General features: G+C 61.4%; 21 protein-coding genes and 1 tRNA gene. 12 read left to right on the forward strand and 10 right to left on the reverse strand.

What is annotated here, in order from left to right:
• Position 1: 1 nt before the first annotated feature.
• From FAA97_RS07070 to FAA97_RS21255, 8 genes are all read right to left on the reverse strand, one after another.
• The gene (locus tag FAA97_RS07070) at positions 2-622 is read right to left on the reverse strand and encodes a Maf-like protein (RefSeq protein WP_136597843.1); all 621 of its coding nucleotides are present in this window, start codon (positions 620-622) and stop codon (positions 2-4) included.
• A gap of 24 nt (positions 623-646) precedes the next feature.
• Positions 647-865 (reverse strand): translation initiation factor IF-1, encoded by a 219-nt coding sequence (infA, locus tag FAA97_RS07075; RefSeq protein WP_004435948.1) that lies wholly within the window; start codon positions 863-865, stop codon positions 647-649.
• Between the two features lie 138 nt (positions 866-1,003).
• Positions 1,004-1,468, reverse strand: coding sequence for an arsenate-mycothiol transferase ArsC (locus tag FAA97_RS07080; protein ID WP_136597844.1), 465 nt, complete (start codon positions 1,466-1,468; stop codon positions 1,004-1,006).
• Between the two features lie 2 nt (positions 1,469-1,470).
• Positions 1,471-1,944: a UPF0262 family protein gene (locus FAA97_RS07085; RefSeq protein WP_136597845.1), complete on the reverse strand. Its 474-nt coding sequence runs from the start codon at positions 1,942-1,944 to the stop codon at positions 1,471-1,473.
• Between the two features lie 2 nt (positions 1,945-1,946).
• On the reverse strand, positions 1,947-3,245 hold the full coding sequence (gene hisD, locus FAA97_RS07090) for a histidinol dehydrogenase (RefSeq protein ID WP_136597846.1): 1,299 nt from the start codon (positions 3,243-3,245) through the stop codon (positions 1,947-1,949).
• Between the two features lie 64 nt (positions 3,246-3,309).
• Complete coding sequence (locus FAA97_RS07095) at positions 3,310-3,747, reverse strand: DUF2948 family protein (protein WP_136597847.1); 438 nt, start codon at positions 3,745-3,747, stop codon at positions 3,310-3,312.
• Positions 3,748-3,892: 145 nt separating this feature from the next.
• A complete protein-coding gene (gene murA, locus FAA97_RS07100; RefSeq protein WP_136597848.1) occupies positions 3,893-5,185 on the reverse strand; it encodes a UDP-N-acetylglucosamine 1-carboxyvinyltransferase in 1,293 nt (430 codons plus the stop codon).
• Positions 5,186-5,358: 173 nt separating this feature from the next.
• Entirely contained in the window at positions 5,359-5,589 is a 231-nt protein-coding gene (locus FAA97_RS21255) for a hypothetical protein (protein WP_136598303.1), read from the reverse strand.
• Between the two features lie 211 nt (positions 5,590-5,800).
• Between FAA97_RS21255 and FAA97_RS07110 the strand changes: the two genes are divergently transcribed.
• A tRNA-Thr gene (locus FAA97_RS07110) sits at positions 5,801-5,875 on the forward strand.
• Between the two features lie 66 nt (positions 5,876-5,941).
• Here FAA97_RS07110 and FAA97_RS07115 read toward each other — a convergent pair.
• Positions 5,942-6,145: a hypothetical protein gene (locus tag FAA97_RS07115; RefSeq protein WP_136597849.1), complete on the reverse strand. Its 204-nt coding sequence runs from the start codon at positions 6,143-6,145 to the stop codon at positions 5,942-5,944.
• Positions 6,146-6,298: 153 nt separating this feature from the next.
• Here FAA97_RS07115 and FAA97_RS07120 point away from each other — a divergent pair, with 153 nt between their 5' ends.
• The 6 genes from FAA97_RS07120 to FAA97_RS07145 all read left to right on the forward strand — a co-directional run bounded on the left by FAA97_RS07120 (position 6,299) and on the right by FAA97_RS07145 (position 13,827).
• On the forward strand, positions 6,299-8,110 hold the full coding sequence (locus FAA97_RS07120) for a sensor histidine kinase (RefSeq protein ID WP_425467414.1): 1,812 nt from the start codon (positions 6,299-6,301) through the stop codon (positions 8,108-8,110).
• The gene (locus FAA97_RS07125; RefSeq protein ID WP_136597850.1) at positions 8,107-9,456 is read left to right on the forward strand and encodes a sigma-54-dependent transcriptional regulator; all 1,350 of its coding nucleotides are present in this window, start codon (positions 8,107-8,109) and stop codon (positions 9,454-9,456) included. The genes FAA97_RS07120 and FAA97_RS07125 overlap by 4 nt, the downstream gene beginning before the upstream one ends.
• A gap of 212 nt (positions 9,457-9,668) precedes the next feature.
• Positions 9,669-10,649 carry a tripartite tricarboxylate transporter substrate-binding protein gene (locus FAA97_RS07130; protein WP_136597851.1) on the forward strand — a complete coding sequence of 327 codons (981 nt, stop codon included), beginning with the start codon at positions 9,669-9,671 and terminating at the stop codon, positions 10,647-10,649.
• Between the two features lie 103 nt (positions 10,650-10,752).
• Positions 10,753-11,214, forward strand: a complete 462-nt coding sequence (locus tag FAA97_RS07135) for a tripartite tricarboxylate transporter TctB family protein (RefSeq protein WP_136597852.1) — start codon at positions 10,753-10,755, stop codon at positions 11,212-11,214.
• Between the two features lie 9 nt (positions 11,215-11,223).
• A complete protein-coding gene (locus FAA97_RS07140; RefSeq protein ID WP_136597853.1) occupies positions 11,224-12,729 on the forward strand; it encodes a tripartite tricarboxylate transporter permease in 1,506 nt (501 codons plus the stop codon).
• 198 nt (positions 12,730-12,927) lie between these two features.
• Entirely contained in the window at positions 12,928-13,827 is a 900-nt protein-coding gene (locus tag FAA97_RS07145) for a helix-turn-helix domain-containing protein (RefSeq protein WP_136597854.1), read from the forward strand.
• A gap of 56 nt (positions 13,828-13,883) precedes the next feature.
• Here FAA97_RS07145 and FAA97_RS07150 read toward each other — a convergent pair whose 3' ends face one another.
• Positions 13,884-16,043, reverse strand: a complete 2,160-nt coding sequence (locus tag FAA97_RS07150) for a TonB-dependent siderophore receptor (RefSeq protein WP_136597855.1) — start codon at positions 16,041-16,043, stop codon at positions 13,884-13,886.
• A 306-nt stretch (positions 16,044-16,349) separates the two neighbouring features.
• Between FAA97_RS07150 and FAA97_RS07155 the strand changes: the two genes are divergently transcribed.
• The 5 genes from FAA97_RS07155 to FAA97_RS07175 all read left to right on the forward strand — a co-directional run bounded on the left by FAA97_RS07155 (position 16,350) and on the right by FAA97_RS07175 (position 21,367).
• Positions 16,350-17,354 (forward strand): iron-siderophore ABC transporter substrate-binding protein, encoded by a 1,005-nt coding sequence (locus tag FAA97_RS07155; protein ID WP_136597856.1) that lies wholly within the window; start codon positions 16,350-16,352, stop codon positions 17,352-17,354.
• 5 nt (positions 17,355-17,359) lie between these two features.
• Positions 17,360-18,403, forward strand: coding sequence for a FecCD family ABC transporter permease (locus tag FAA97_RS07160; protein ID WP_136598305.1), 1,044 nt, complete (start codon positions 17,360-17,362; stop codon positions 18,401-18,403).
• An 83-nt stretch (positions 18,404-18,486) separates the two neighbouring features.
• The gene (locus FAA97_RS07165; RefSeq protein ID WP_136598306.1) at positions 18,487-19,455 is read left to right on the forward strand and encodes a FecCD family ABC transporter permease; all 969 of its coding nucleotides are present in this window, start codon (positions 18,487-18,489) and stop codon (positions 19,453-19,455) included.
• Positions 19,452-20,294 (forward strand): ABC transporter ATP-binding protein, encoded by an 843-nt coding sequence (locus FAA97_RS07170; RefSeq protein ID WP_136597857.1) that lies wholly within the window; start codon positions 19,452-19,454, stop codon positions 20,292-20,294. The genes FAA97_RS07165 and FAA97_RS07170 overlap by 4 nt, the downstream gene beginning before the upstream one ends.
• Positions 20,291-21,367 carry a siderophore-interacting protein gene (locus FAA97_RS07175; protein ID WP_136597858.1) on the forward strand — a complete coding sequence of 359 codons (1,077 nt, stop codon included), beginning with the start codon at positions 20,291-20,293 and terminating at the stop codon, positions 21,365-21,367. The genes FAA97_RS07170 and FAA97_RS07175 overlap by 4 nt, the downstream gene beginning before the upstream one ends.
• The last annotated feature ends 19 nt before the right edge of the window (positions 21,368-21,386 follow it).

A 21,386-nucleotide genomic window follows, 5' to 3' on the forward strand; every position in this document is an offset into this window, starting at 1 on the left:
GTCAACCCTCAGTCCAGGGCGTGTGGACGTCGTAGCCCTCGCCTGAGAGCATCTGCAAAGTTTCGAACAGCGGCAGACCGACGACATTGGTGTAGGAACCGACCATCTTCTGGACGAAAGACCCCGCGATGCCCTGGATCGCGTAAGCGCCAGCCTTGCCGCGCCACTCGCCGGAGGCAAGGTAGCATTCGATATCGTAACCGGAGAGACGCTTGAAGCGCACCTTGGTTTCGACGATCTTCTGGCGCAGCTTACCGTCGGGCGTGATGAGGCAGACGCCGGTATAGACGACATGGCTGCGTCCGGAGAGAAGATGCAGCGCCGAAGAGGCCTCTTGCATCAGTTCCGCCTTCGGCAGGATACGCCGACCAACGGCCACCACCGTATCTGCCGCAAGGATGTAGCTGCTGTTCCAGGCGATGTCCTTGCGGATCTGCTGATAGGCAGCGCTCGCCTTGTCGGCCGAAAGGCGACGGGCAAGAGAGCGCGGATGCTCCGACTTCTTCGGTGTCTCGTCGAGATCCATCGGCATCAGGCGCGCCGGTACGATATGCGCCTGTCTCAAGAGGTCCACCCGGCGGGGCGAACCCGATGCCAGGATCAACTTGTTTTTCAATTCCATGAACCCTCGCGGCCGAAGGCGCGCTTATTTGAAGCGATAGGTGATACGACCCTTTGTCAGGTCATAGGGTGTCATCTCGACCAGGACCTTGTCGCCGGCGAGAACACGGATACGGTTCTTGCGCATGCGGCCTGCCGTGTGGGCGATGATTTCATGTTCATTTTCAAGCTTTACGCGGAATGTGGCGTTCGGCAACAGTTCGGTGACGACACCGGGGAATTCGAGGACTTCTTCTTTAGCCATTGATTGCTTGTCTTTCCTGGGGTTTCAAAGGGGCTACATTGGGGCGCCCCGAAAAATGTGCGCGGAAACTACACAATCCACGTCCCTTTGTGAACCGTGTAGATCAGGCTTTTCGGCATTGGCGGAAACTGGGCCTTTCTAGCGGTTTTCCACCCGAACGAGACGGTCGACGATCCGCTCCTTTATACGATCCCGGACGTCCCGATAGGCATCCAGTATCTGGTTCCGAGTGCCCGTCGTTCCCGAGGGGTCTGGCATCGGCCAGTATTCCACCTCGACTGCCGAGGACCGGGTCAGTTCCAATGCCGCATGATGGGCTTCGGGGGAGAGCGTCACGACGAGGTCAAAATAGTCATCATCGAGATCTTCGAGCGTTCGGGGCTGGCGCTTGGGTAGAGAAAGACCCTCTTCTTCCAGAACCGCATCGACGAAGGGATCGCGCTCGCCTTTGCGCACTCCGGCGGAGGCGACAAAAACACCTGAGGGCAGCATGGCGCTGGCAATCGCTTCTGCCATCGGCGATCTGATCGCGTTCATACCGCAGACGAAAAGCACGGCATCCGGACGTCGCGGCTTGATGGCAGCTGCGGGCAAATCTTCCATTCTCAGCCGCGCCAATAGAGCACGCAGACCAGCGTGAACAGCCGGCGCGCGGTGTCGAAATCAATGACGATCTTGCCCGAAAGCCGGTCCATCAGGGTCTGGGATCCGTCATTGTGAATGCCGCGTCGCCCCATGTCGATTGCCTCGATCTGCGACGGCGTCGAGGAGCGGATCGCCTCGTAATAGCTTTCGCAGATCATGAAGTAGTCCTTAATGATCCTTTGCAGCGGCGTCAGCGAGAGGATGTGGACAGCCACGTCTTCCCCGGCTTCCGTCTTGATCGAAAAGACCAGCTTGCGATCCATCAGGGACAGGAACAGCTTGTAAGGGCCGCCCGGATGTCCCACCGGCTGGAAGGAATTCTCCTCGATCAGATCGAAGATGGCGACCGCCCGCTCATGCTCCACATCCGGCGTGGAGCGCCCGATGGTCTCGTCCAGCACGACATCTGAGAGCCGGTAGTCGCCCGCCGCCATCTCTAGTCTCCGAGATTGAGGCGGATGGAGACGGATCGGGCATGGGCTTCCAGCCCTTCCGACTTCGCCAGCGCAATCGCGGCCGGTGCCAGCTTGCGCAACTGCTCCGGCCCAAGCCGCAGGATCGATGTGCGCTTGACGTAATCCAGCACCGAAAGGCCCGAGGAGAAGCGGGCCGATCGCGCGGTGGGCAGTACATGGTTCGAGCCGCCGACATAATCGCCGATCACTTCCGGCGTGTGACGACCGACGAAGATCGCACCGGCATTGCGGATGCCTACAATCAGCGGCTCGGGATCGTCGACGGCGAGTTCCAGATGTTCGGCGGCAATGCGGTTGGCGAGCGGAATGCTGTCCTCCAGCCGCTCGACCTTGATGATCGCGCCGAAATCGCGCCAGCTGGCAGAGGCCGTCTCCGTGCGCGGCAGGCTCTTCAGCTGACGCTCGACCGCAGCCATGACGGCCTCGCCAAGCGCGGCATCATCGGTGATGACGATGGACTGGGCGCCCGGATCATGCTCGGCCTGCGCAAGCAGGTCCGCTGCCAGCCAGTCCGGATCATTGTCCTTGTCGGCAATCACGAGCACTTCGGACGGGCCGGCGATCATGTCGATACCGACAGTGCCGAAAACCTGGCGCTTGGCGGCTGCCACATAGGCATTGCCGGGGCCGACGATCTTGGCAACGGGTGCAATCGTCTCGGTGCCATAAGCGAGTGCGGCCACGGCCTGGGCGCCGCCAATGCGGTAGATTTCGGCGACACCGGCAATCTTCGCCGCCGCCAGCACCGTCGGATTGATCGCGCCACCGGCAGCCGGCACGACCATGACCACGCGGGGCACGCCGGCGACCTTGGCAGGCAGCGCATTCATCAGAACCGAGCTCGGATAGCTTGCCGTGCCGCCCGGCACATAAAGGCCGACGGCATCGATCGCCGTCCAGCGCGAGCCGAGGCCAACGCCAAGCGCGTCCTCGTAGATATCGTCCTTCGGCATCTGGCGGGCATGATGGCGCTCGATACGCTCGGCCGCGAGATTGAGCGCATCGATCAGCTCGGGCGAGGTCGCGGCCGTCGCTGCCTCGATCTCCTCTTCGCTGACACGCATCGGCACGGTTGCGAAATCCACGCCATCGAAACGCTTCGAATAATCTGATAGCGCCGCGTCGCCGCGGGCGCGCACATCGTCGATGATCTTGCGGACGACATCGTTCACATCGTCGGATACTTCACGCTTGGTCGTCAGGAAGGCGGCAAACCGCGCCTCGAAATCCCCCGATGCCTGATCCAGCCAGATTGCCACGTCCCCACTCTTCCTTCTCAGAATTCCAGTCCAGCCCCTTGCTCCGCACTTATACGCAGCAACGTCAGTCGGCCTCGTGCTCCGGCTTTGCCGTGGCCTCCCAGGCGCCGCCGATATCGGCGAGCTGGGCCTCGATGCATTCCACTTCCAGCGCGATTGTGCCACCGCCGGCAAGAACCAGTTCGATCACCCCGTCCGGCCCCTCGCCAGTCGGCGTGTAGCGGATCGCCAGGAGGCTCATCACCTCATCCGCCCTGCCGCGGTCGAAGCCGATCGAACGGACCGCCTCGACACGCTTGAAGCTCAAGCCCGCGCGACGGCGCTCGAAGCTTTTCCCCGCGCGCTCGACCTTTTCCCAGACAAAGCGGTTGGCGGCGAGCGAAAAGAGGCCGGATCGCGCCGAAAAGCTCAAATCTCCGACCTTGAATACAGCATCCTGCATATGGGCCGAAAGAATTGAAAGGTCGTCAGCGTCGAGTGCCAGAAGTTTAAGGTCCAAAATGCCACCTCACCTATTCGGCATGCTGTTGCAGGGCACGCCTTATCGAGACTTATGTTGTCGACATAGGTTGCCGCTTGTCCAGTGGCAACGGGACAAAATGACTTTTCGTCCCGCTGCAGGCCTGGATGGGTGGCCAGACGGTCGATCAGTCGCTGATGCGCTCGACGATCGCACCGCAGCGAGTGAGTTTTTCTTCCAGCCGCTCGAAGCCGCGATCGAGGTGATAGACTCGGCTGACCATGGTTTCGCCTTCGGCCGCCAGACCTGCAATGACCAGCGAGACGGAAGCGCGCAGGTCGGTTGCCATGACCGGGGCGCCGCGCAGGCGCGACACGCCTTCAATACGCGCCGTCTGGCCGTTCAGAGTGATCTTGGCGCCGAGACGGGCAAGTTCCTGCACATGCATGAAGCGGTTCTCGAAGATCGTCTCCGTCACATGCGATACGCCCTGGGCGCGGGTCATCAGACCCATGAACTGCGCCTGGAGGTCGGTGGGGAAACCCGGATAGGGTTCGGTGACGATATCGACCGGGCGGATCTGGTCGCCATGGCCGATGATACGGATGCCGTTCTCGACGGCGGAGACCTCGGCACCGGCGCGGCGGATCGCCTCGATCGCGGTGTCGAGCAGGCCAATCTCGGTGCCGGCAAGCGTCACATCGCCGCCGGTCATGGCGACGGCCATGGCATAGGTGCCGGTCTCGATACGATCAGGCAGAACCCGGTGGCGGGCGCCGGACAGGCTGGTGACGCCCTCGATGGTGATGGTCGAGGTGCCGGCGCCCGTGATCTTGGCGCCCATGGCAATCAGGCAGTTGGCGAGATCGACGACCTCGGGCTCGCGGGCGGCATTGCCGATCACGGTGGTGCCGCGGGCAAGCGAGGCTGCCATCAGCATGACATGGGTCGCGCCGACCGAGACCTTGGGGAAGGTGTAGCGCGCGCCGATCAGACCGCCCTGCGGGGCCCTGGCATTGATATAGCCGCCGTCGATTTCCATCTCGGCGCCGAGCGCCTCAAGCCCCTCGATGAAGAGGTCGACCGGACGCGTGCCGATGGCGCAACCGCCGGGCAGCGAAACACGGGCTTGGCCACAGCGGGCGAGCAGCGGGCCGATGACCCAGAAGCTGGCACGCATCTTCGAGACCAGCTCGTAGGGCGCCGTGGTATCGGCAATCGTGCGGCAGGTGAAATGCACCGTGCGCGAATAGGAGCCGTCCTGATGCTCGCGGCGGCCATTGACCGAGATGTCGACGCCGTGATTGCCGAGGATGCGCAGCAGGTTTTCAACATCGGCCAGATGCGGCACGTTTTCCAGCGTCAGCGTATCGGAGGTCAGAAGCGAGGCGATCATCAGCGGAAGCGCTGCATTCTTGGCGCCGGAGATCGGGATGATCCCGTTCAATGCGTTGCCGCCAACGATCCTGATGCGATCCATGTGAACCTACGATACGGGCGCGGACGCCCGCCTTTCCTTTAAGAGCGAGTGAGGGATGAGCCAGCCTGGCAAGGCCCGCTCTTTAGACGAAATGCTGGGACGGTTCAACGAAGGCCGTCACGTTGGGTTAATCACCGGGTTGAGACGAATTTGCGGCAGAGTTTGGGCTTGCCTCAATCCGCGTCGGTTTCGCTCCGCAGTGTCTGGTCTGCGGAGCCCCCGCTTGCGGCGGGCAAGCCATTGCCATCCTCGGCTTCCCCCGCGCGCCTTGCGCGGGATTGCTGCTTTCTCCGAGCGAGATTCTCTCTGAGTTTGGCAGCAGCGCGCTCGCGCCGCCGTTGTTCCGCATCGCTCAGCGCAGGTTTCTCACGATTTTTCAGCCGCACATTTGCAGCATCCTTCATGACGGCGCTCTCTTTCGAAATCGGCCCGAGGCCCTCGATTTGCTGATCTTTGCTCATGCGGGCGTGATAACCGAAACAGCGCGCAACCGGAAGCCCAAGGCGCCTGCTTCACAAAACATCCGGTACAGATCGCATTTCCGGCTTGCACTACCCAAAACTCTGTGGCAATAGGCGCCTCGTTCCGGACAACACAATGTTTTGTCCGCCAGATGCTGCTATAGCTCAGGGGTAGAGCACTCCCTTGGTAAGGGAGAGGCCGAGAGTTCAAATCTCTCTAGCAGCACCATTTTTCTTCAGAAAAATTCTCCTTTGATCAGGTGCCTTGCAAACTGTTCGCGGGTTTGACCTCGCCTCAGTGGCTATGCTTTGAGAGCCACCGCTGGACGCCGATGATGTCTTCGCGTGTGATGACAGGTACGGGATCCGTCAGGATCGCCTCCAGAACGTCCATGGAAACAGATCCATTGCGGATGGCCGTCGCAAAGGCCTCGCGCGTTTCGCGTTCGGCCCTGAGCTGCGCGGCGAGAGATATGATTAGTCGGTCCCGGTCGTCCATGTCTTCTCCGCCTTGTCTTCTCCGCCTTGCAAGCCTGAGGATCGTAAACACCAGGTGGTCAAGTCACAACGCCGCGGAAGGTTCCCATGAAGCCTTGGAAAGCATGGGCCCGGTCGCTATCCTTGCGTCGGGAGGAGTTCGATTGTGACGAATATAGTAGCGAAAGCGCAGGCTTTCTGGACTGCGAGGCGGCTCATCGGGGTCTTGCTGGCTGTTCTTGCCGTGTCGGTGCTGACGCTCCTCACGGTTGGCAATCGCTGGCTGACGCGCAACGTTATGGCGGAGGCGTCGCTGCAGGCAGGCAGTGCCTTGCGATTGGCGACGGCGGCACTTTCAGGACATCTCAGCCGCTTCGAGCCATTGCCGGCCCTGATTGCCGATCATGACGACATGAAGGCACTGGCGCTTTCCCCCAATGATCCGAACCTTCGGGCAGAGGCGAACCTTTATCTGAAAACGATAAACGCACTGCTGAAATCCTCAGACATCTATGTCATGACCATGGATGGCAACACGATCGCCGCCAGCAATTTCGACCAGCCAACGAGCTTTGTCGGCGAGAACTTCAGCTATCGTCCGTACTTTCAGGAAGCCGCGGAAGGCAGACAATCGCGTTTCTACGCTCTTGGGACGACGTCTGCCAAAAGGGGCTATTACTTCGCCTCCCCGATTGAAGCGGCCGGTGCCGTGCGCGGGGTCATCGTTTTCAAGGTCGATATCGAGGGGATCGAAAGCTCTTGGCAGGGCGGCCAATACAAGATCCTGGTGACCGACCCGGAAGGCATTGTCTTCATGAGCGGCAATCCAGCCTGGCTCTACACGTCTCTTCTGCCGCTGACGACAGATAGGCGTGAACGCACCAGCGGCTCGCGACGCTATTCCGATGCCGACCTGCGGGAGCTGCCCGTCACCTCTACATCGGATGGCCAGACGACCCTGCTGACGGTGAGGAGCAAGACCGGCGCCCAGGAATACCTCTCGCTCGATCATTTCATGGCGGATGCCGGATGGACCGTGACGGTGTTGCTGGAGACAGGTTCGCTGCATGCCCAGGCCCGCACAGCGCTTGTCGCCATTCTGCTCTTCCTCTGCCTTTCCACGCTCGGTCTGTCCGTCGTCGTCCAACGCAGGGCGCGGCTACGGGAACGCATGCTGATGCAGATCGAGGCGCAGAGCGAACTTGAACGTCGTGTCGAAGAGCGCACGTCGGATCTGGCGCGGGTAAATTCGCAGCTCCGCCAAACCCAGGCCGATCTCGTACAGGCCGGAAAGCTGGCCGTGCTGGGGCAGATGTCTGCGGCCCTTTCCCACGAATTCAACCAGCCGCTGGCCGCTGCCAAGGCCTACGCCGATAGCGCCACCCTGCTGATCGAGCGCGATCGGACCCGCGAGGCACAGGACAATCTTACCCGGATCTCGAAACTCATTGATCGGATGGCCTCGATATCAAGGCATCTGCGCAATTTTGCCCGCAAACCGAATGAAAAACTGTCAGCCGTTTCGCTGGCTGACGTCGTTGAAGACACGCTGGAAATCATCGCCTCGCGGCTCTCGTCCGCTCAAGCCGAGCTTCAAGTCGACGTCGATCCGGCACTTCCGAAGGTGCTTGGCGGCTCCGTGCGCTTGCAGCAGGTGCTGGTGAACATTCTCACCAATGCGTGCGATGCTGTGGAAGGCCTGCCTGATCGCCACATCGATCTGCGCGCGTTCACGCAGGGCAAGTCAGTCGTCCTTGAGATCGAGGATCGCGGTCCGGGCGTTCCGGCGGCGATCACTGAGCGCATCTTCGATCCGTTTTTCTCGACCAAGGGTGTTGGCAAGGGGCTCGGCCTTGGGCTTTCAATTTCCTACAACATCATCAAGGATTTCGGCGGCACGCTTTCCGTCGGCCCGCGCGAAGGCGGTGGTGCGCTGTTTCGCATTGAGCTGGCGGCGGCTGAAGCATCAAGGGAGGCTGCGGAATGAGCGAGGGCACTGTTTTGCTCGTCGACGACGAAGAAGAACTGCGTCATTCAACCCAGCAGGCCCTCGAATTGCACGGGCTGAAAATCCGGACTTTCGCATCAGCCGAGGAGGTTCTCAGCCATGTCGGATTCGGCTTTCACGGCGTGGTGGTTTCCGACATTCGGATGCCCGGCATGGACGGCATGACGCTGCTGCATCGGATCCGCGAACTCGATCACGAAATTCCGGCCATTCTTCTTACAGGGCACGGTGACGTGCAGCTTGCGGTGAAGGCCATGCGGGAGGGTGCCTACGATTTCATCGAGAAGCCGTTTTCAGCCCAGGCGCTCGCCGGCGTCCTGCGCCACGCGCTCGATCGCAGGTCACTGGTTCTGGAAAACCGCCGCCTGAAGGCGGTTGCCGGCAAGCACGATGATCTTGAAACCCGGATGCCCGGCCGCACAGCGGTGATGGTGGACCTCCGCTATCGTATGCGGGCGATCGGAGCGACCGACGCGGACACGCTGATCATCGGCGAAACCGGGGTCGGCAAGGAAGTTGTGGCGCGCGGTCTGCATGACATCAGTGCGCGAGCGAAAGGGCCCTTCATTGCCATCAACTGCGCATCGCTGCCGGAGACCTTGATCGAAAGTGAGTTGTTTGGTCACGAAGTCGGCGCCTTCCCCGGAGCGCTTCGCACACGCTATGGGAAATTCGAACACGGGCGCGGCGGCACGATACTTCTCGATGAGATTGGTTCGATGCCGATCGATCTGCAGGCCAAATTCCTGCGGGTCTTGCAGGAACGTACCATCACGCGCCTTGGCTCCAACGAGAGCGTGCCGCTTGATGTCCGCTTTCTTGCCACCAGCAAGGTCGATCTGGCAGACGAAGTGGCGGCAGGTCGTTTTCGCGCGGATCTGTTCTACCGCCTCAACGTCGTGACCATCCACGTGCCGTCGCTTGCGCAGCGACGCGCCGATATTCCTCTGCTTTTCCTGCATCTCGTGCGGGAAGCGTGTGCACGCTACGGGCGCGACGAAATGGAGATTGCGACTGACGTGCGCTCCGAGATCGGAGAGCGCGACTGGCCGGGCAATGTGCGAGAGTTGCGCAACGCGGCCGATCGGCTTGTTCTGGGCCTGGATACGGGGCTGAAAAGCGCGGCCTCCAGCGGCGAGACGTCCCCGAGGCTGGCGGACAAGGTTGCCGCCTATGAGAAGCGGTTGATTGCCAACGCGATTGCCGCGAATGGCGGTGCCTTAAAACCCGTTTACGAACAGCTCGGCATCTCGCGGAAGACGCTTTACGAGAAGATGCAGAAATATGGCCTGGAAAAGAGCATGGCGCTCGACATGGGAGAGTGAGGCAAAGGCCGTTCGCGGCAATGGGTGGAAATCCACACAGGTTTCCCCTGCCATGGGCGGGAACCTACCCAACCCTTCCCTTTCTCTTTGCGATTTTTGAGCACAGGGCGCGGCGGAGCATTGAAGGCGCCGAGATCGCAGTGATGATCGCGCCATCCAGAGCCGGCGGGAGGAGCCGATCCGGCGGGATCTGTCATATCGGGAGGATATCCATGACCTTGTTCAAGTCGCTTGTCGGCGCAACTGCGCTTGCGGCCACCCTTATTGCTGCTTCGGCCTCGGCGGAAGGTTACCCTGAGCGCAACATCACGATGGTGGTTCCCTTTGCCGCTGGGGGTCCAACGGATACCGTTGCCCGTCTCGTCGCTGAATCCATGTCCAAGGATCTCGGTCAGCAGGTTCTTGTCGAAAATGTCGGCGGTGCCGGTGGCACGCTTGGTGCCGGCCGGGTGGCAAGTTCGGAGCCGGACGGGTACACGATCCTGCTGCACCATATCGGCATGGCAACCAGTGCCACGCTCTATCGCAAGCTCGCCTATGACACCCTGAACGCCTTCGACTATGTCGGCCTCGTCACCGAAGTGCCGATGACAATCGTTGCCCGCAAGGACTTCGAGCCGACCGATCTCAAGGGCATGGTGGAATACGTCAAGGCCAACAAGGACAAGGTGACCGTTGCCAATGCCGGTATCGGCGCTGCCTCACATCTGTGCGGCATGCTGTTCATGAGCCAGATCGAGACCCCGCTCGTCACCGTTCCCTACAAGGGCACGGGTCCGGCGATGACCGATCTGCTCGGCGGCCAGGTCGATATCATGTGCGACCAGACCACCAACACCACCAAGCAGATCCAGGGCGGTACCATCAAGGCCTATGCTGTAACATCGCCGGCGCGCCTCGACGTTCTTCCAGACGTGCCCACAGCGACGGAAGGCGGGCTTGCCGACTTCCAGGTCGGCATCTGGCACGGCGTCTACACCCCGAAAGGCACACCGGCAGACGCGATCGCCAAGCTCAATGCCTCCCTGAAAAAGGCGCTGAAGGATGAGAACGTCGTTGCCCGCTTTGCCGAACTGGGAACGACGCCTTCAGCCGATGCCGACGTGACGCCGGAAGCACTGAAGGCCAAGCTGGAGAGCGAGATCGGTCGCTGGAAACCGGTGATCGAGGCGGCCGGCCAGTACGCCGACTAAGCCAGACAGCACCCACGGGCGGAGGCGGCAAGGGCCGGCTTCGCCCGACGTCTGCGCCGGCGTCACGTTCGGTCGCCGGGCGCTTCTCGCCTAGAGGGCCTCCATGAAATCCTTACGCTTCGATACCGCCGACCTGCTGTGCGGCCTGATCTTCATTGCGCTCGGCCTGTTCTTCGCCGTCCAGTCGCTGGGCCTGGAACTTGGCACTGCGTTTCGCATGGGCCCTGGCTATTTTCCGCTGGTGCTGGCCTCGATCCTGACCCTGCTCGGCGCAATGATACTCATCCAGTCGATGAAGATCACGGCAGGCCCCGTCGGCGCACTTGCCTGGCGCGGCATGCTGTTCATCCTGCCGGCACCAATCATCTTCGGGCTTCTCGTGCGCGGTGCCGGTTTCGTGCCGGCGCTTTTCGTCGCCGCCTTCATCGCAAGCTTTGCCTCCGAGCGCCTAAGGGTGCCGGCAGCGCTGGCGCTGGCGACGGGCATCACCTTCTTCTCGGTCCTTGTGTTCAGCTACGGCCTCGGCCTGCCCTTCGAACGCTTTGGCCCCTGGTTCCGTTTCTGAGGGCCAACCATGGATTTCATCAGCAATCTCGCGCTTGGCTTTTCCACCGCAGGCTCCATCGAAAACCTGTTTTTCTGCCTCATCGGCGTCATTCTCGGCACGCTGATCGGCGTGCTCCCCGGCATCGGCGCGACGGCAACCATTGCCATGCTCCTGCCGATCACCTTCCAGCTCGAGCCGGTCTCGTCACTGATCATGCTGGCCGGCATCTATTACGGCGCGCAGTATGGCGGCTCGACCACCGCCATCCTGATCAACATGCCGGGAGAGTCCTCCTCCGCCGTTACGGCCATCGATGGTTACCAGATGGCCCGCAAGGGGCGTGCCGGTGCAGCACTCGCCATTGCCGCCATAGGCTCGTTTTTTGCAGGAACGGTATCGACCTTCCTGGTTGCCATCTTTGCCATCCCATTGACCAAGATCGCGCTCGAATTCGGCGCTGCCGAGTACTTCTCGCTGATGGTTGTCGGCCTTGTCTCATCGATCGCGCTGGCGCATGGATCGATCCTCAAGGCGCTGGCCATGGTGTCGCTCGGCCTGCTGCTCGGCCTTGTCGGTACCGACATCTATTCCGGCACGCCGCGTTTCACGCTCGGCATCCGCGAATATGCTGATGGCCTGAACTTCGTCGCGGTCGCCGTGGGCGTCTTCGGGGTGGCAGAGATCCTGCGCAACCTGGAGAGCGATCGAAACCGGTCCGTGCTGATCACCAAGGTCTCCGGGCTGATGCCGACGCGCGAGGACTTCCGCCGTATGGTGGGCCCCGTGCTGCGCGGCACGGGCATCGGTTCGGCACTTGGCATCCTGCCGGGTGGCGGCGCGATCCTCGCCTCCTTCGCCTCCTACACCGTGGAAAAGCGGATGGCGACGAACCCGAAGGAATTCGGACATGGCGCCATCGAAGGCGTGGCGGGACCGGAATCGGCCAACAATGCCGGCGCGCAGACCTCGTTCATCCCGCTGCTGACACTCGGCATTCCGGCCAATCCGGTGATGGCGCTGATGGTCGGTGCGATGATCATCCAGGGCATCGTGCCCGGCCCGAATGTCGCCAGCGAACAGCCCGCGCTGTTCTGGGGCATCATCGCCTCGATGTGGATCGGCAACCTGATGCTGCTGGTGCTCAACCTGCCGCTGATCGGGCTCTGGGTGAAGCTTCTCACGATCCCCTATTACGTGCTCTTCCCAATCATCATGGCCTTCTGCTCGATCGGGGTCTACAGCGTCAACGGCAATGTCTACGACCTCTATGCCGTCGCCCTGTTCGGCCTTGGCGGCTACCTCCTGGTCAAGCTGCGCTGCGAGCCCGCGCCCTTGCTGCTCGGCTTCGTACTGGGGCCTCTGCTGGAAGAAAACCTGCGCCGCGCGATGATCTTTTCCCGTGGCGACCCATCAACCTTCGTCACACGCCCGATCAGCGCAACCCTGCTTCTGATCGCTCTTGCCGTTCTCGTCATCGTCTTCATGCCGAGCGTCAAGAAGAAGCGCGAAGAAGTCTTTCAAGAAGAAGACTGAGGCCTCGCAGACTTCGCCACAACTAGGGCCGGCGCCTCAGACGCCGGCCTTTCTTTGTCTCCCGCAGGCGTGCCCTTCACACAAAAGATGACAATAATTATCATCTTTGTTGACCGAGACGGTTTTCTGGCCGATGTTAGGCGCTTTCCTGGCGGCCCCCGGCGCGCCCCCAGCCAAAGTGGCGCGAGACTGACCGAAGTGACCTACCTCCATTCCATGCAGACAAAAATCGAGGGCATTCGTGCTGTTGCCCCGCCACGATGGCGATCCCTTGACGGCGTTGTCGGCGTGCATTGGGATGCCGAAGCCCATGCCGGAGCCAGCGGCTACTACATCTCTCCCGACCCGCGCATCATGCTGTTTTTCAACACCGTGAGTGACCAGGTCAGAGCTGCTCATCGCCAGGAGGATATGGGCAGAAATGATCGCGGGCTGGCGAAGATCCTGTTCATCCCGGCGGGCGTGCCGCTCTGGACCCGCTTCACCCAGCGGCATCGCTTCTCCCATCTCGATCTGCATCTGCATCAGGATCGCTTGATGCGCTATCTGACGCCGACGGTTGGCGCCTCCCAGGCGAGAGCCACACTGAAGAAACCGATTGAGCTGCAGGAGTCGGAGCCCCTGACGAGGCTGGCTGATCTCGTAACCGGCGAACTTTCCGGGAATGGGCGCAACTCGGCGTTTGCCGAAAGCCTGGTGGGCAGCATCGTGATCGGATTGCTGGAACCGGAAGCCTCGGCAAGCGAGGCACGCCCAGCCGCGGGGCGGCTCACCCAGGCGCAATTGAACCGGCTTTCAGCGCATTTTGCCTTGACAGGCGAACACCGGCTGACGGTCGCCGAAATGGCCGAAGTCGTCGGTTTATCGGAGAGCTGGTTCGCGACTGTTTTTCGGGAAACGACCGGGAAAACGCCGCTGCAATGGCAGCTTCAGCGTCGCATCGAGGCAGCTCAGGCACTCCTTGGAGATGCCTCACTGACAATCGCAGATATCGCAGCGCAGCTTGGCTTTTCCGATCAGGCGCATCTGACCAAGGTCTTCCGCCAGGTTGTGGGCGAGACCCCGGCGGCCTGGCGTCGGAGCCGAGAAGACGGCTAAACGAGAAAGCCCCGGACGTTTCGCCCGGGGCTTTGCTTTGACTACCAGGTCTGGGACTACCAGGTCTGGCGGATGGTGGCGTAGATCGCCCGACCGGGGTTGTAGTAGTAGGCACCGCCGTCATCATTGGCGATGTGCTTTTCATCGAAGATGTTGCTGACATTCAGCTGGAATGTCGTGTTTTCCTTGATGTTGTAGGAATAGGCGGCGTCGAAGACGACGGCGTTGTCCGACTTCAGCGTATTGTTGTTGCCGAAGTAGTAGGAGCCGACGAAGCGCGCACCGGCGCCGAAGGTCATGTCGCCGCGCGCGCCTTCGCCTTCCAGCGTGTAGCTCGCCCACAGCGACGCCATGTGCTCCGGAACCTGGGCAAAGCGGTTTCCGTCGATGGAGCTTGCCGCCGTGCTGGTATCGACGATCTTCGAGTCGATGTAGCTGTAGGCCGCAATCAGCTCGAGGTTCGGCGTGACTTCCGCCTTGGCTTCGATGTCGAAGCCGCGATGACGGACCTTGTCGACGGTCGATGCAAGGTAGAACGGCCCTTCACGCGAGGTGATGTTCTCGAGCGTCAGATCATAGATCGACGCGGTGATCATGCCCGGGAAGGCGTCGGGGCGATATTTGAGGCCCGCCTCCAACTGCTTGCCATAGACAGGCTCGTTGCCGGTGCTTGGCGGCGCGACGGATTCCGCGTAGCTGGCATAGGCTGCAAGCTCCTCGGTGATCTTGTAGCTCAGGCCCGCGCGCTTGCTGATCTCGCTGTAGTCAGCCTGTTCGGTCGTGTTGGCCAGAAGATCGTTTTCCGTGAGATCCAGCCAGTCGTTGCGCAGGCCGACGCTGGCCGTCAGCCTGTCGGAGAAGATCAGATCCTGCTGAAGGTAGATGGCCGTCGCAGTCTGGTCGTTATTGCCGCGTGTGGAGGGATCGAGTGCAGGGATACCTGAGTAGACAGGGTTTTCCCAATCGATGCCGGGTGCATTGCCACCCCAGATCGGCGGATAGAGCGCGTAGGAATCGTTGGTTGACTTGAGGCTCTTGCCATCGACGCCAACAAGTGTGCGGCTTTCCACCTGATCGAAATTGGCTTCATAAAGCAGGTGCGCGTCAATGACGAACTGCTCGTTGGAACCGTCGCCGCTCGAGAAGATGCGATCGACAACCGTATCTGACGTGTCGGACGCGCCATCTGCATCATAGATATAGGCAAAGCCCGATTTGCGATTCACTTTGCTGTAGCGCGCATTCGACCCGAATGTCAGGCCATTGCCGAAATCATGGTCGAACATGACGCTCAGCGTGTTGCGGTTGGTCTCATCGTAGTTGAAGTCTGGCTCGCCAAAGAAGCGATCGCGGTCGAAATCGGTGAAGCGCGGATGGCCGCCGCCGCTCGGTGTGGCGTCGCGATCCAGATGGTCGAAGACGACGCTCAGGCTGGTCATATCGGTGGGGCGCCAGGTCAGACCACCCATGATGAAATTCTCATCATTTTCCGAGAAGTCGAATTCTCCGTCGGCGCGCTGGAACTTGCCGGTGAGGCGATAGGAAAGCGTGTCGTCTTCGGTGAGATTATCGCCGAAATCGAAACCCAGCTCCTTGTGGGCAAAGGAGCCGGTCGTGCCATAGACCTCGCCGAACCGCTCGCTGCGCGGCGTCTTGGTGACGTAGTTGATGGCGCCGCCGGGATCGGACACGCCGAAGCCGGTGGAATTCGCGCCCTTCAAGACCTCCAGACGCTCGAAGGCATAGGGTTCTTCCTTGACGCCCAGCCAGGTGCGACCGATCGCCAGGCCATCACGATAGGTGAAAGGGGAGAAACCACGGATCGTGACATAGTCGAAGCGATTGTCGGAACCGTAATAGTCCGTCGTCACACCTGCGGTGTATTGAACCACCTTCTCGACGGAATCCGCACCACGTTGCTCGATTTCCTTGGAGGTGATGACCGATACGGTGGCGGGCGTCGTGTGGATCTCGCCGGGCATCTTGCCGACAGCCGTGCTCTCCGTCGCAACGACCGTCTTGGAATCGGCGTCACCCTGACCCGCTCCATCAACATTGATTGTCTCAAGAACCGTCGTGCCATCGTCGGTCGCGGCGTCCTGCGCCTGGGCGAGGCCGGGTGCAAGCGCTGCAAGTGCGGTGCATCCCAACAGGATGGCTGTGCGGAGGCGGATGGAGGATCGTGTCGTATGTCCGGCGGTTGTTACTCTGACCATATCAGTTTCCAGTGATTTGACGTCCCAAATCCCCATCACGGCTCGATATCCGCGCTGGAGGTCAACCAATGCCGTCCGCATGGATCACCCGCTCCCCCTCAGGGCCGGCGACTTTGCTGCGAAATCCTCGACACGGTCACGGACCCCTTTAACTGGATATATTTACTCCAGTATTGTATGATTCCGTGTTTTGTAGAATCCCCCTGAAAATCAGGGTTGCCGTTTACCGTGCGGGCTGGAAGGCGCTTGACCTTCCTGTATGAAGCTGAGAGTGACAGTCAACTTAAAACTGGAAAGAGCCTGCTCATGCACCGCCTTTTGCGTCCTTTTCGTATCACCCCTGCCCTCAGCCTTCTGATCACCTCACTCACGGTTGGGCAGGTGTCGGCGGAGGAGACCAAAGGATTTCCGGTGAAGATCGAGCATGCGCTTGGCACAACAGAATTGGCGGCAAAGCCATCGCGGGTGGCAACTGTTGCCTGGGCCAATCATGAGGTGCCGCTTGCGCTTGGCGTCGTGCCGATCGGCATGGCGGCAGCGAATTTTGGCGATGAGGATGGTGATGGCCTACTGCCTTGGGTCGCCGAGCGACTGAAGGAATTGAAAGCCGAGACACCGGTCTTGTTTGACGAGGGTGATGGCGTGGATTTCGAGGCTGTGGCTGGCACCGAGCCGGATGTCATTCTCGCCGCCTATTCCGGCCTCAGCCAGGCCGATTACGACACGTTGAGCCAGATTGCGCCTGTGGTCGCCTACCCGCAGGCACCCTGGTCGACCGATTGGCGCGAGACAATCCGGCTTGGCAGTGCCGGTCTTGGAATGAGCCGCGAGGGAGATGCCCTGATTGCGGATATCGAGACGAAGATCGCAGCCGAGGTTGCCAAATATCCGGAGCTGAAGGGCAAGACCGCGATGTTCGTGACCCATCTCGGCGCCAATGATCTGAGCATGGTCAACTTCTACACGACGCAGGACACAAGGGTGCGCTTCTTCCAGGATCTCGGCCTGTCGATGCCGAAGAGCGTGACAGAGGCATCGTCCACCGGCAGCTTTGCCGGGTCGATCAGCGCTGAACGCATCGACGATTTCGACGATGTCGATATCCTCGTCACCTATGGCGATCAGACACTTCTTCAGGCCATGAAGTCCAATCCCCTCCTGGCGCATATGCCGGCGGTCAAGCACGACGCCATCGTGCTGCTTGGCAGGGATGCCGTCGGCACCGCGGCCAATCCGACCCCGCTTTCCGTCACCTGGGTGCTTTCCGACTACGTTGCATTGCTGGCAGAGGCAGCCCGCAAGAGCCCATGATGCCCATGCCAACAGGCCGCACGGATGCAGGGACAGAGCCTCACAAAAGAGGCGCGCGAGCTGGCAAGCGCTTGCTTTGGCTTGCGGCCCTGCTGGCCCTTGCCCTGCTGCTTGCCCTGCTCTCGCTTGCGATTGGCACGCGCAGCGTGCCTCTTGCAGAGGCGTTCGAGGCGCTCTCTGGAGAAAACACGACAATCGGGCAAGCGGCTGTCGCCACCCGCATTCCCCGCACGCTGCTCGCCATCGTGGCCGGTGCAGCGCTCGGGCTTTCCGGTGCCGTCATGCAGGGCGTCACCCGCAACCCCTTGGCGGATCCCGGCATTCTCGGCGTCAATATTGGCGCTTCGCTCGCCGTTGTCATCGCCGTCGTCTGGTTCGGCATCACCTCCGCGGAGGCCTTCATCTGGACGGCGATCTTTGGGGCCGGGCTGACGGCGGTCTTCGTCTACGGCGTTGGCTCACTTGGGCGCGGTGGCGCAACCCCGCTGAAGCTTGCCCTTGCCGGTGCTGCCACCTCGATTGCCTTTTCCTCGCTGGTGATTGCCGTCGTGCTGCCGCGTGCCGATATTGCCGGCGGTGTGCGCTCCTGGCAGGTTGGCGGCGTGGGCGGCGCCACCTTTGAGCGCATCGAGCCCGTCCTTGTCTTTCTCGCCGTCGGCTTTCTCATTTCCCTCCTCTCGGCCCGGCGCCTGAATTCCCTTGCACTCGGCGATGAACTGGCTGCGGGTCTCGGAGAACGCGTCGCTTTTGCGCGGGCCAGCGCATCGCTCGGCGCCATCCTGCTGTGTGGTGCCACCACGGCAGTTTGCGGACCTATCGGATTTGTTGGCCTGGTGGTGCCGCATGCCTGCCGGCTTCTGGTCGGTGTCGATCACCGCTGGCTCCTGCCATTCTCCGCCATTGGCGGTGCCATTCTGCTGACCGCTGCCGATATCGTCGGACGCCTGGCGGCCAGACCGTCCGAGCTTGAGGTCGGCATCGTCACGGCTTTGATCGGCGGGCCGTTTTTCATCTTCATCGTGCGCAGACAGAAGGTCCGGGACCTGTGACCAGACCCTTCCTCACCGCAGCAGAGCTTTTGACCGCGACCATTGCCAGCAGGCGAAGGCGGCAATCGCGCAAATGGAGCTGGATGCTGTCCGGCATGGGCGCAATGCTCCTGCTCGGATTCATTGCCACCCTCATGCTCGGACAGACCACGACGCCTCTAAGCGATGTGCTGAGGGTTCTCTCGGGAGAGACGGTGCCTGGCGCAAGTTTTACCGTTGGGCAGCTTCGCCTGCCGCGCGCGGTGATGGCGCTCCTTGCCGGGGCGAGCTTCGGTCTGGGTGGTGCGGCCTTCCAGACCCTGCTGCGCAATCCGCTCGCCAGCCCCGACATTATCGGCATCACCTCAGGCGCCAGTGCCGCTGCCGTGTTCGCGATTGTCGTCCTGTCGATGAGCGGGCCTGCTGTTTCGATTTTCGCGATTGTTTCGGGACTCGGCGTTGCGCTCGCGGTCTACGCTCTTTCTGCCAAGAACGGGGTGGCCGGTCCACGACTGATCCTGGTCGGCATCGGCGTCTCTGCCATGCTGGAAAGCATGATCGCCTATGTGCTGGCACGTGCACCCGCCTTCAGCCTGCAGGAAGCCATGCGCTGGCTGACCGGCAGCCTCAATGGCGCGCAGCTTTCACAGGCGCTCCCGGTCGCCGTCTCCCTCATGGTCTTTGGCGGCATCCTTCTTGCCAAGTCGCGCGATCTGGAAGCCATGCGGACAGGTGAAGATACGGCGACCGCTCTCGGCGTCTCGGTTGGCCTCACCCGCATTCTCGTCATCGTTTCAGCGGTGGGCCTGATTGCAACGGCAACGGCCGTCACCGGTCCGATCGCGTTTGTCGCCTTTCTCGCCGGCCCGATCGCCTCCCGCAGTATCGGCCGGCGCGGATCCGTACTCCTGCCGGCAGCGCTTATCGGTGCCGCACTGGTGTTGACAGGGGATTTCGTCGGCCAGTTCCTCCTGCCAGGTCGCTATCCGGTCGGCGTGGTCACCGGCGCACTCGGCGCTCCCTATCTCATCATCCTCATCATCAGGGTCAACCGAAGCGGAGGTGCCGCGTGACTGATGCACACCTGGAAGCGCGCAACCTGTCGTCAGGCTATGGCGACACCGTCATCCTCTCAGACCTCGACATCGCCATTCCCACGGGCAAAATCACCGCGATTGTCGGCGCCAATGCCTGCGGCAAGTCGACCTTGCTCAAGACCATGTCCCGGCTGATCAAGCCTTTGTCGGGTGAGGTGCTGCTCGATGGAGAAGCCATCCATCGTCTGCCGACACGCGATCTCGCGCGCAGACTGGGTCTTCTGCCGCAGTCGCCGATTGCGCCGGAGGGCATCACCGTTGCCGATCTCGTCAGCCGTGGCCGGCATCCGCATCACGGGCTGTTTGCCCGCTGGACAAAGGCCGATGATCAGGCGATTGCCACAGCACTGGAAGCGACGCAGATCGTTGAACTGGCGGAACGCCCTGTCGATGAATTGTCCGGCGGGCAACGGCAAAGAGCCTGGATTGCCATGGCGCTCGCACAGGAGACGGAGATCCTGCTGCTCGACGAGCCGACCACCTTTCTCGATATCAGCCACCAGGTCGAGGTCCTTGATCTCCTGACGGATCTCAACCGGCATAGAAACACCACGATCGTGATGGTGCTGCATGACCTCAATCTCGCGGCCCGATACGCCGATCATCTGGTTGCCATGCTTGGTGGACGCCCGCATGTCACGGGCACGCCTCAATCCGTTTTGACGGAAGAGACCGTCCGTCAGGTCTTTGGCCTGGATAGCCGGATCATCACGGACCCGACCTCCGGTCGCCCCATCATGCTGCCCATCGGACGCCACCACATGAGCGCAGCAGCTTCGCATCCCCTTCCCCAGCCCCTGGAGTTTCAACCATGACCGCGCATCATGATTTCCTGCTTTCCGGCCTTGCCCGGCCTGCCCATGTCGATGCCATGCTGGACGAAATCTGCGAGCATTTTGTCGAACATGCCGACGTCCATCGCGACCTCGGTGTGGCCACGCTGCACAGCGATGACTGGACAATCGAAATTGCCCGCGAAGACGATCTTCTGCGCATCGCGCTCGGCTGCGACAGCGAGGAAGAGCTTGAGGCCACACGCACCATGTTTGCGGAGCATCTCTACTATTTCGCTGGCGATAAGCCTTTCTCGCTCGATTGGGCGAGACCTGCCCCGCAGATTACCCCAGCCAATCTGCAGGAGGTAACGGTTGTCTCGACTGCCGTCATCACACCGAAGATGCGCCGCGTGACCTTCGCCTGCACCGATGTGAAACCTTTTCTCGACCACCACATGCATGTCCGTCTTCTGGTGCCGCCGAGAGGTCGCAAGCCACGCTGGCCGGCGCTCAAGGAAGACGGTCGCATTGGTTGGCCCACGGGCGAGGATGCGTTGGTCGTCAGGATCTACACCATTCGTTCGGTGGATGCCGAGAAGGGACATGTCAGCATCGATTTCCTTCAGCACCCGGCGGAAGGCATTGCCACTCCCGGCGCCGATTTCGCCCGGGACGCGAAGCCTGGCGACCGGGTCGCCCTGATGGGCCCCGGCGGTGGCGGGCTGCCAGATGCCGAGCGGATCTTCCTGGCTGGCGACGAAAGCGCCCTGCCAGCGATTGCCCGCATGGCAGAGGAAGCTCCTGAGGGGGTAACACTGCAAGCCATCATCGAGGTGGAAGATGCTGCGGAAGAACAGGTCTTCCAGACAGCCGCCAACCTTTCGGTGCGCTGGCTGCACCGTTCTGCCTACGCGGCTGACGATGTCGGCCTACTCCGACGCGAGGCCTGTGCGGCGGTTGAGGGCCTTGATGATGATAGCTTTGTCTGGTTCGCCTGCGAGAAGGATGACGTGCGCGCTTTCAAAGCCTATCTCGCCGCACGCGGACGCAAACGCCGCAAGCAATATTGCGCCTGGTACTGGGAACGCGGCGCAGCGGCCACGACAGACTGAGGGCGGCAATCGCCACCCC

It is taken from the genome of Peteryoungia ipomoeae, from assembly GCF_004912165.1.
Classification (GTDB): Bacteria; Pseudomonadota; Alphaproteobacteria; order Rhizobiales; family Rhizobiaceae; genus Allorhizobium; species Allorhizobium ipomoeae.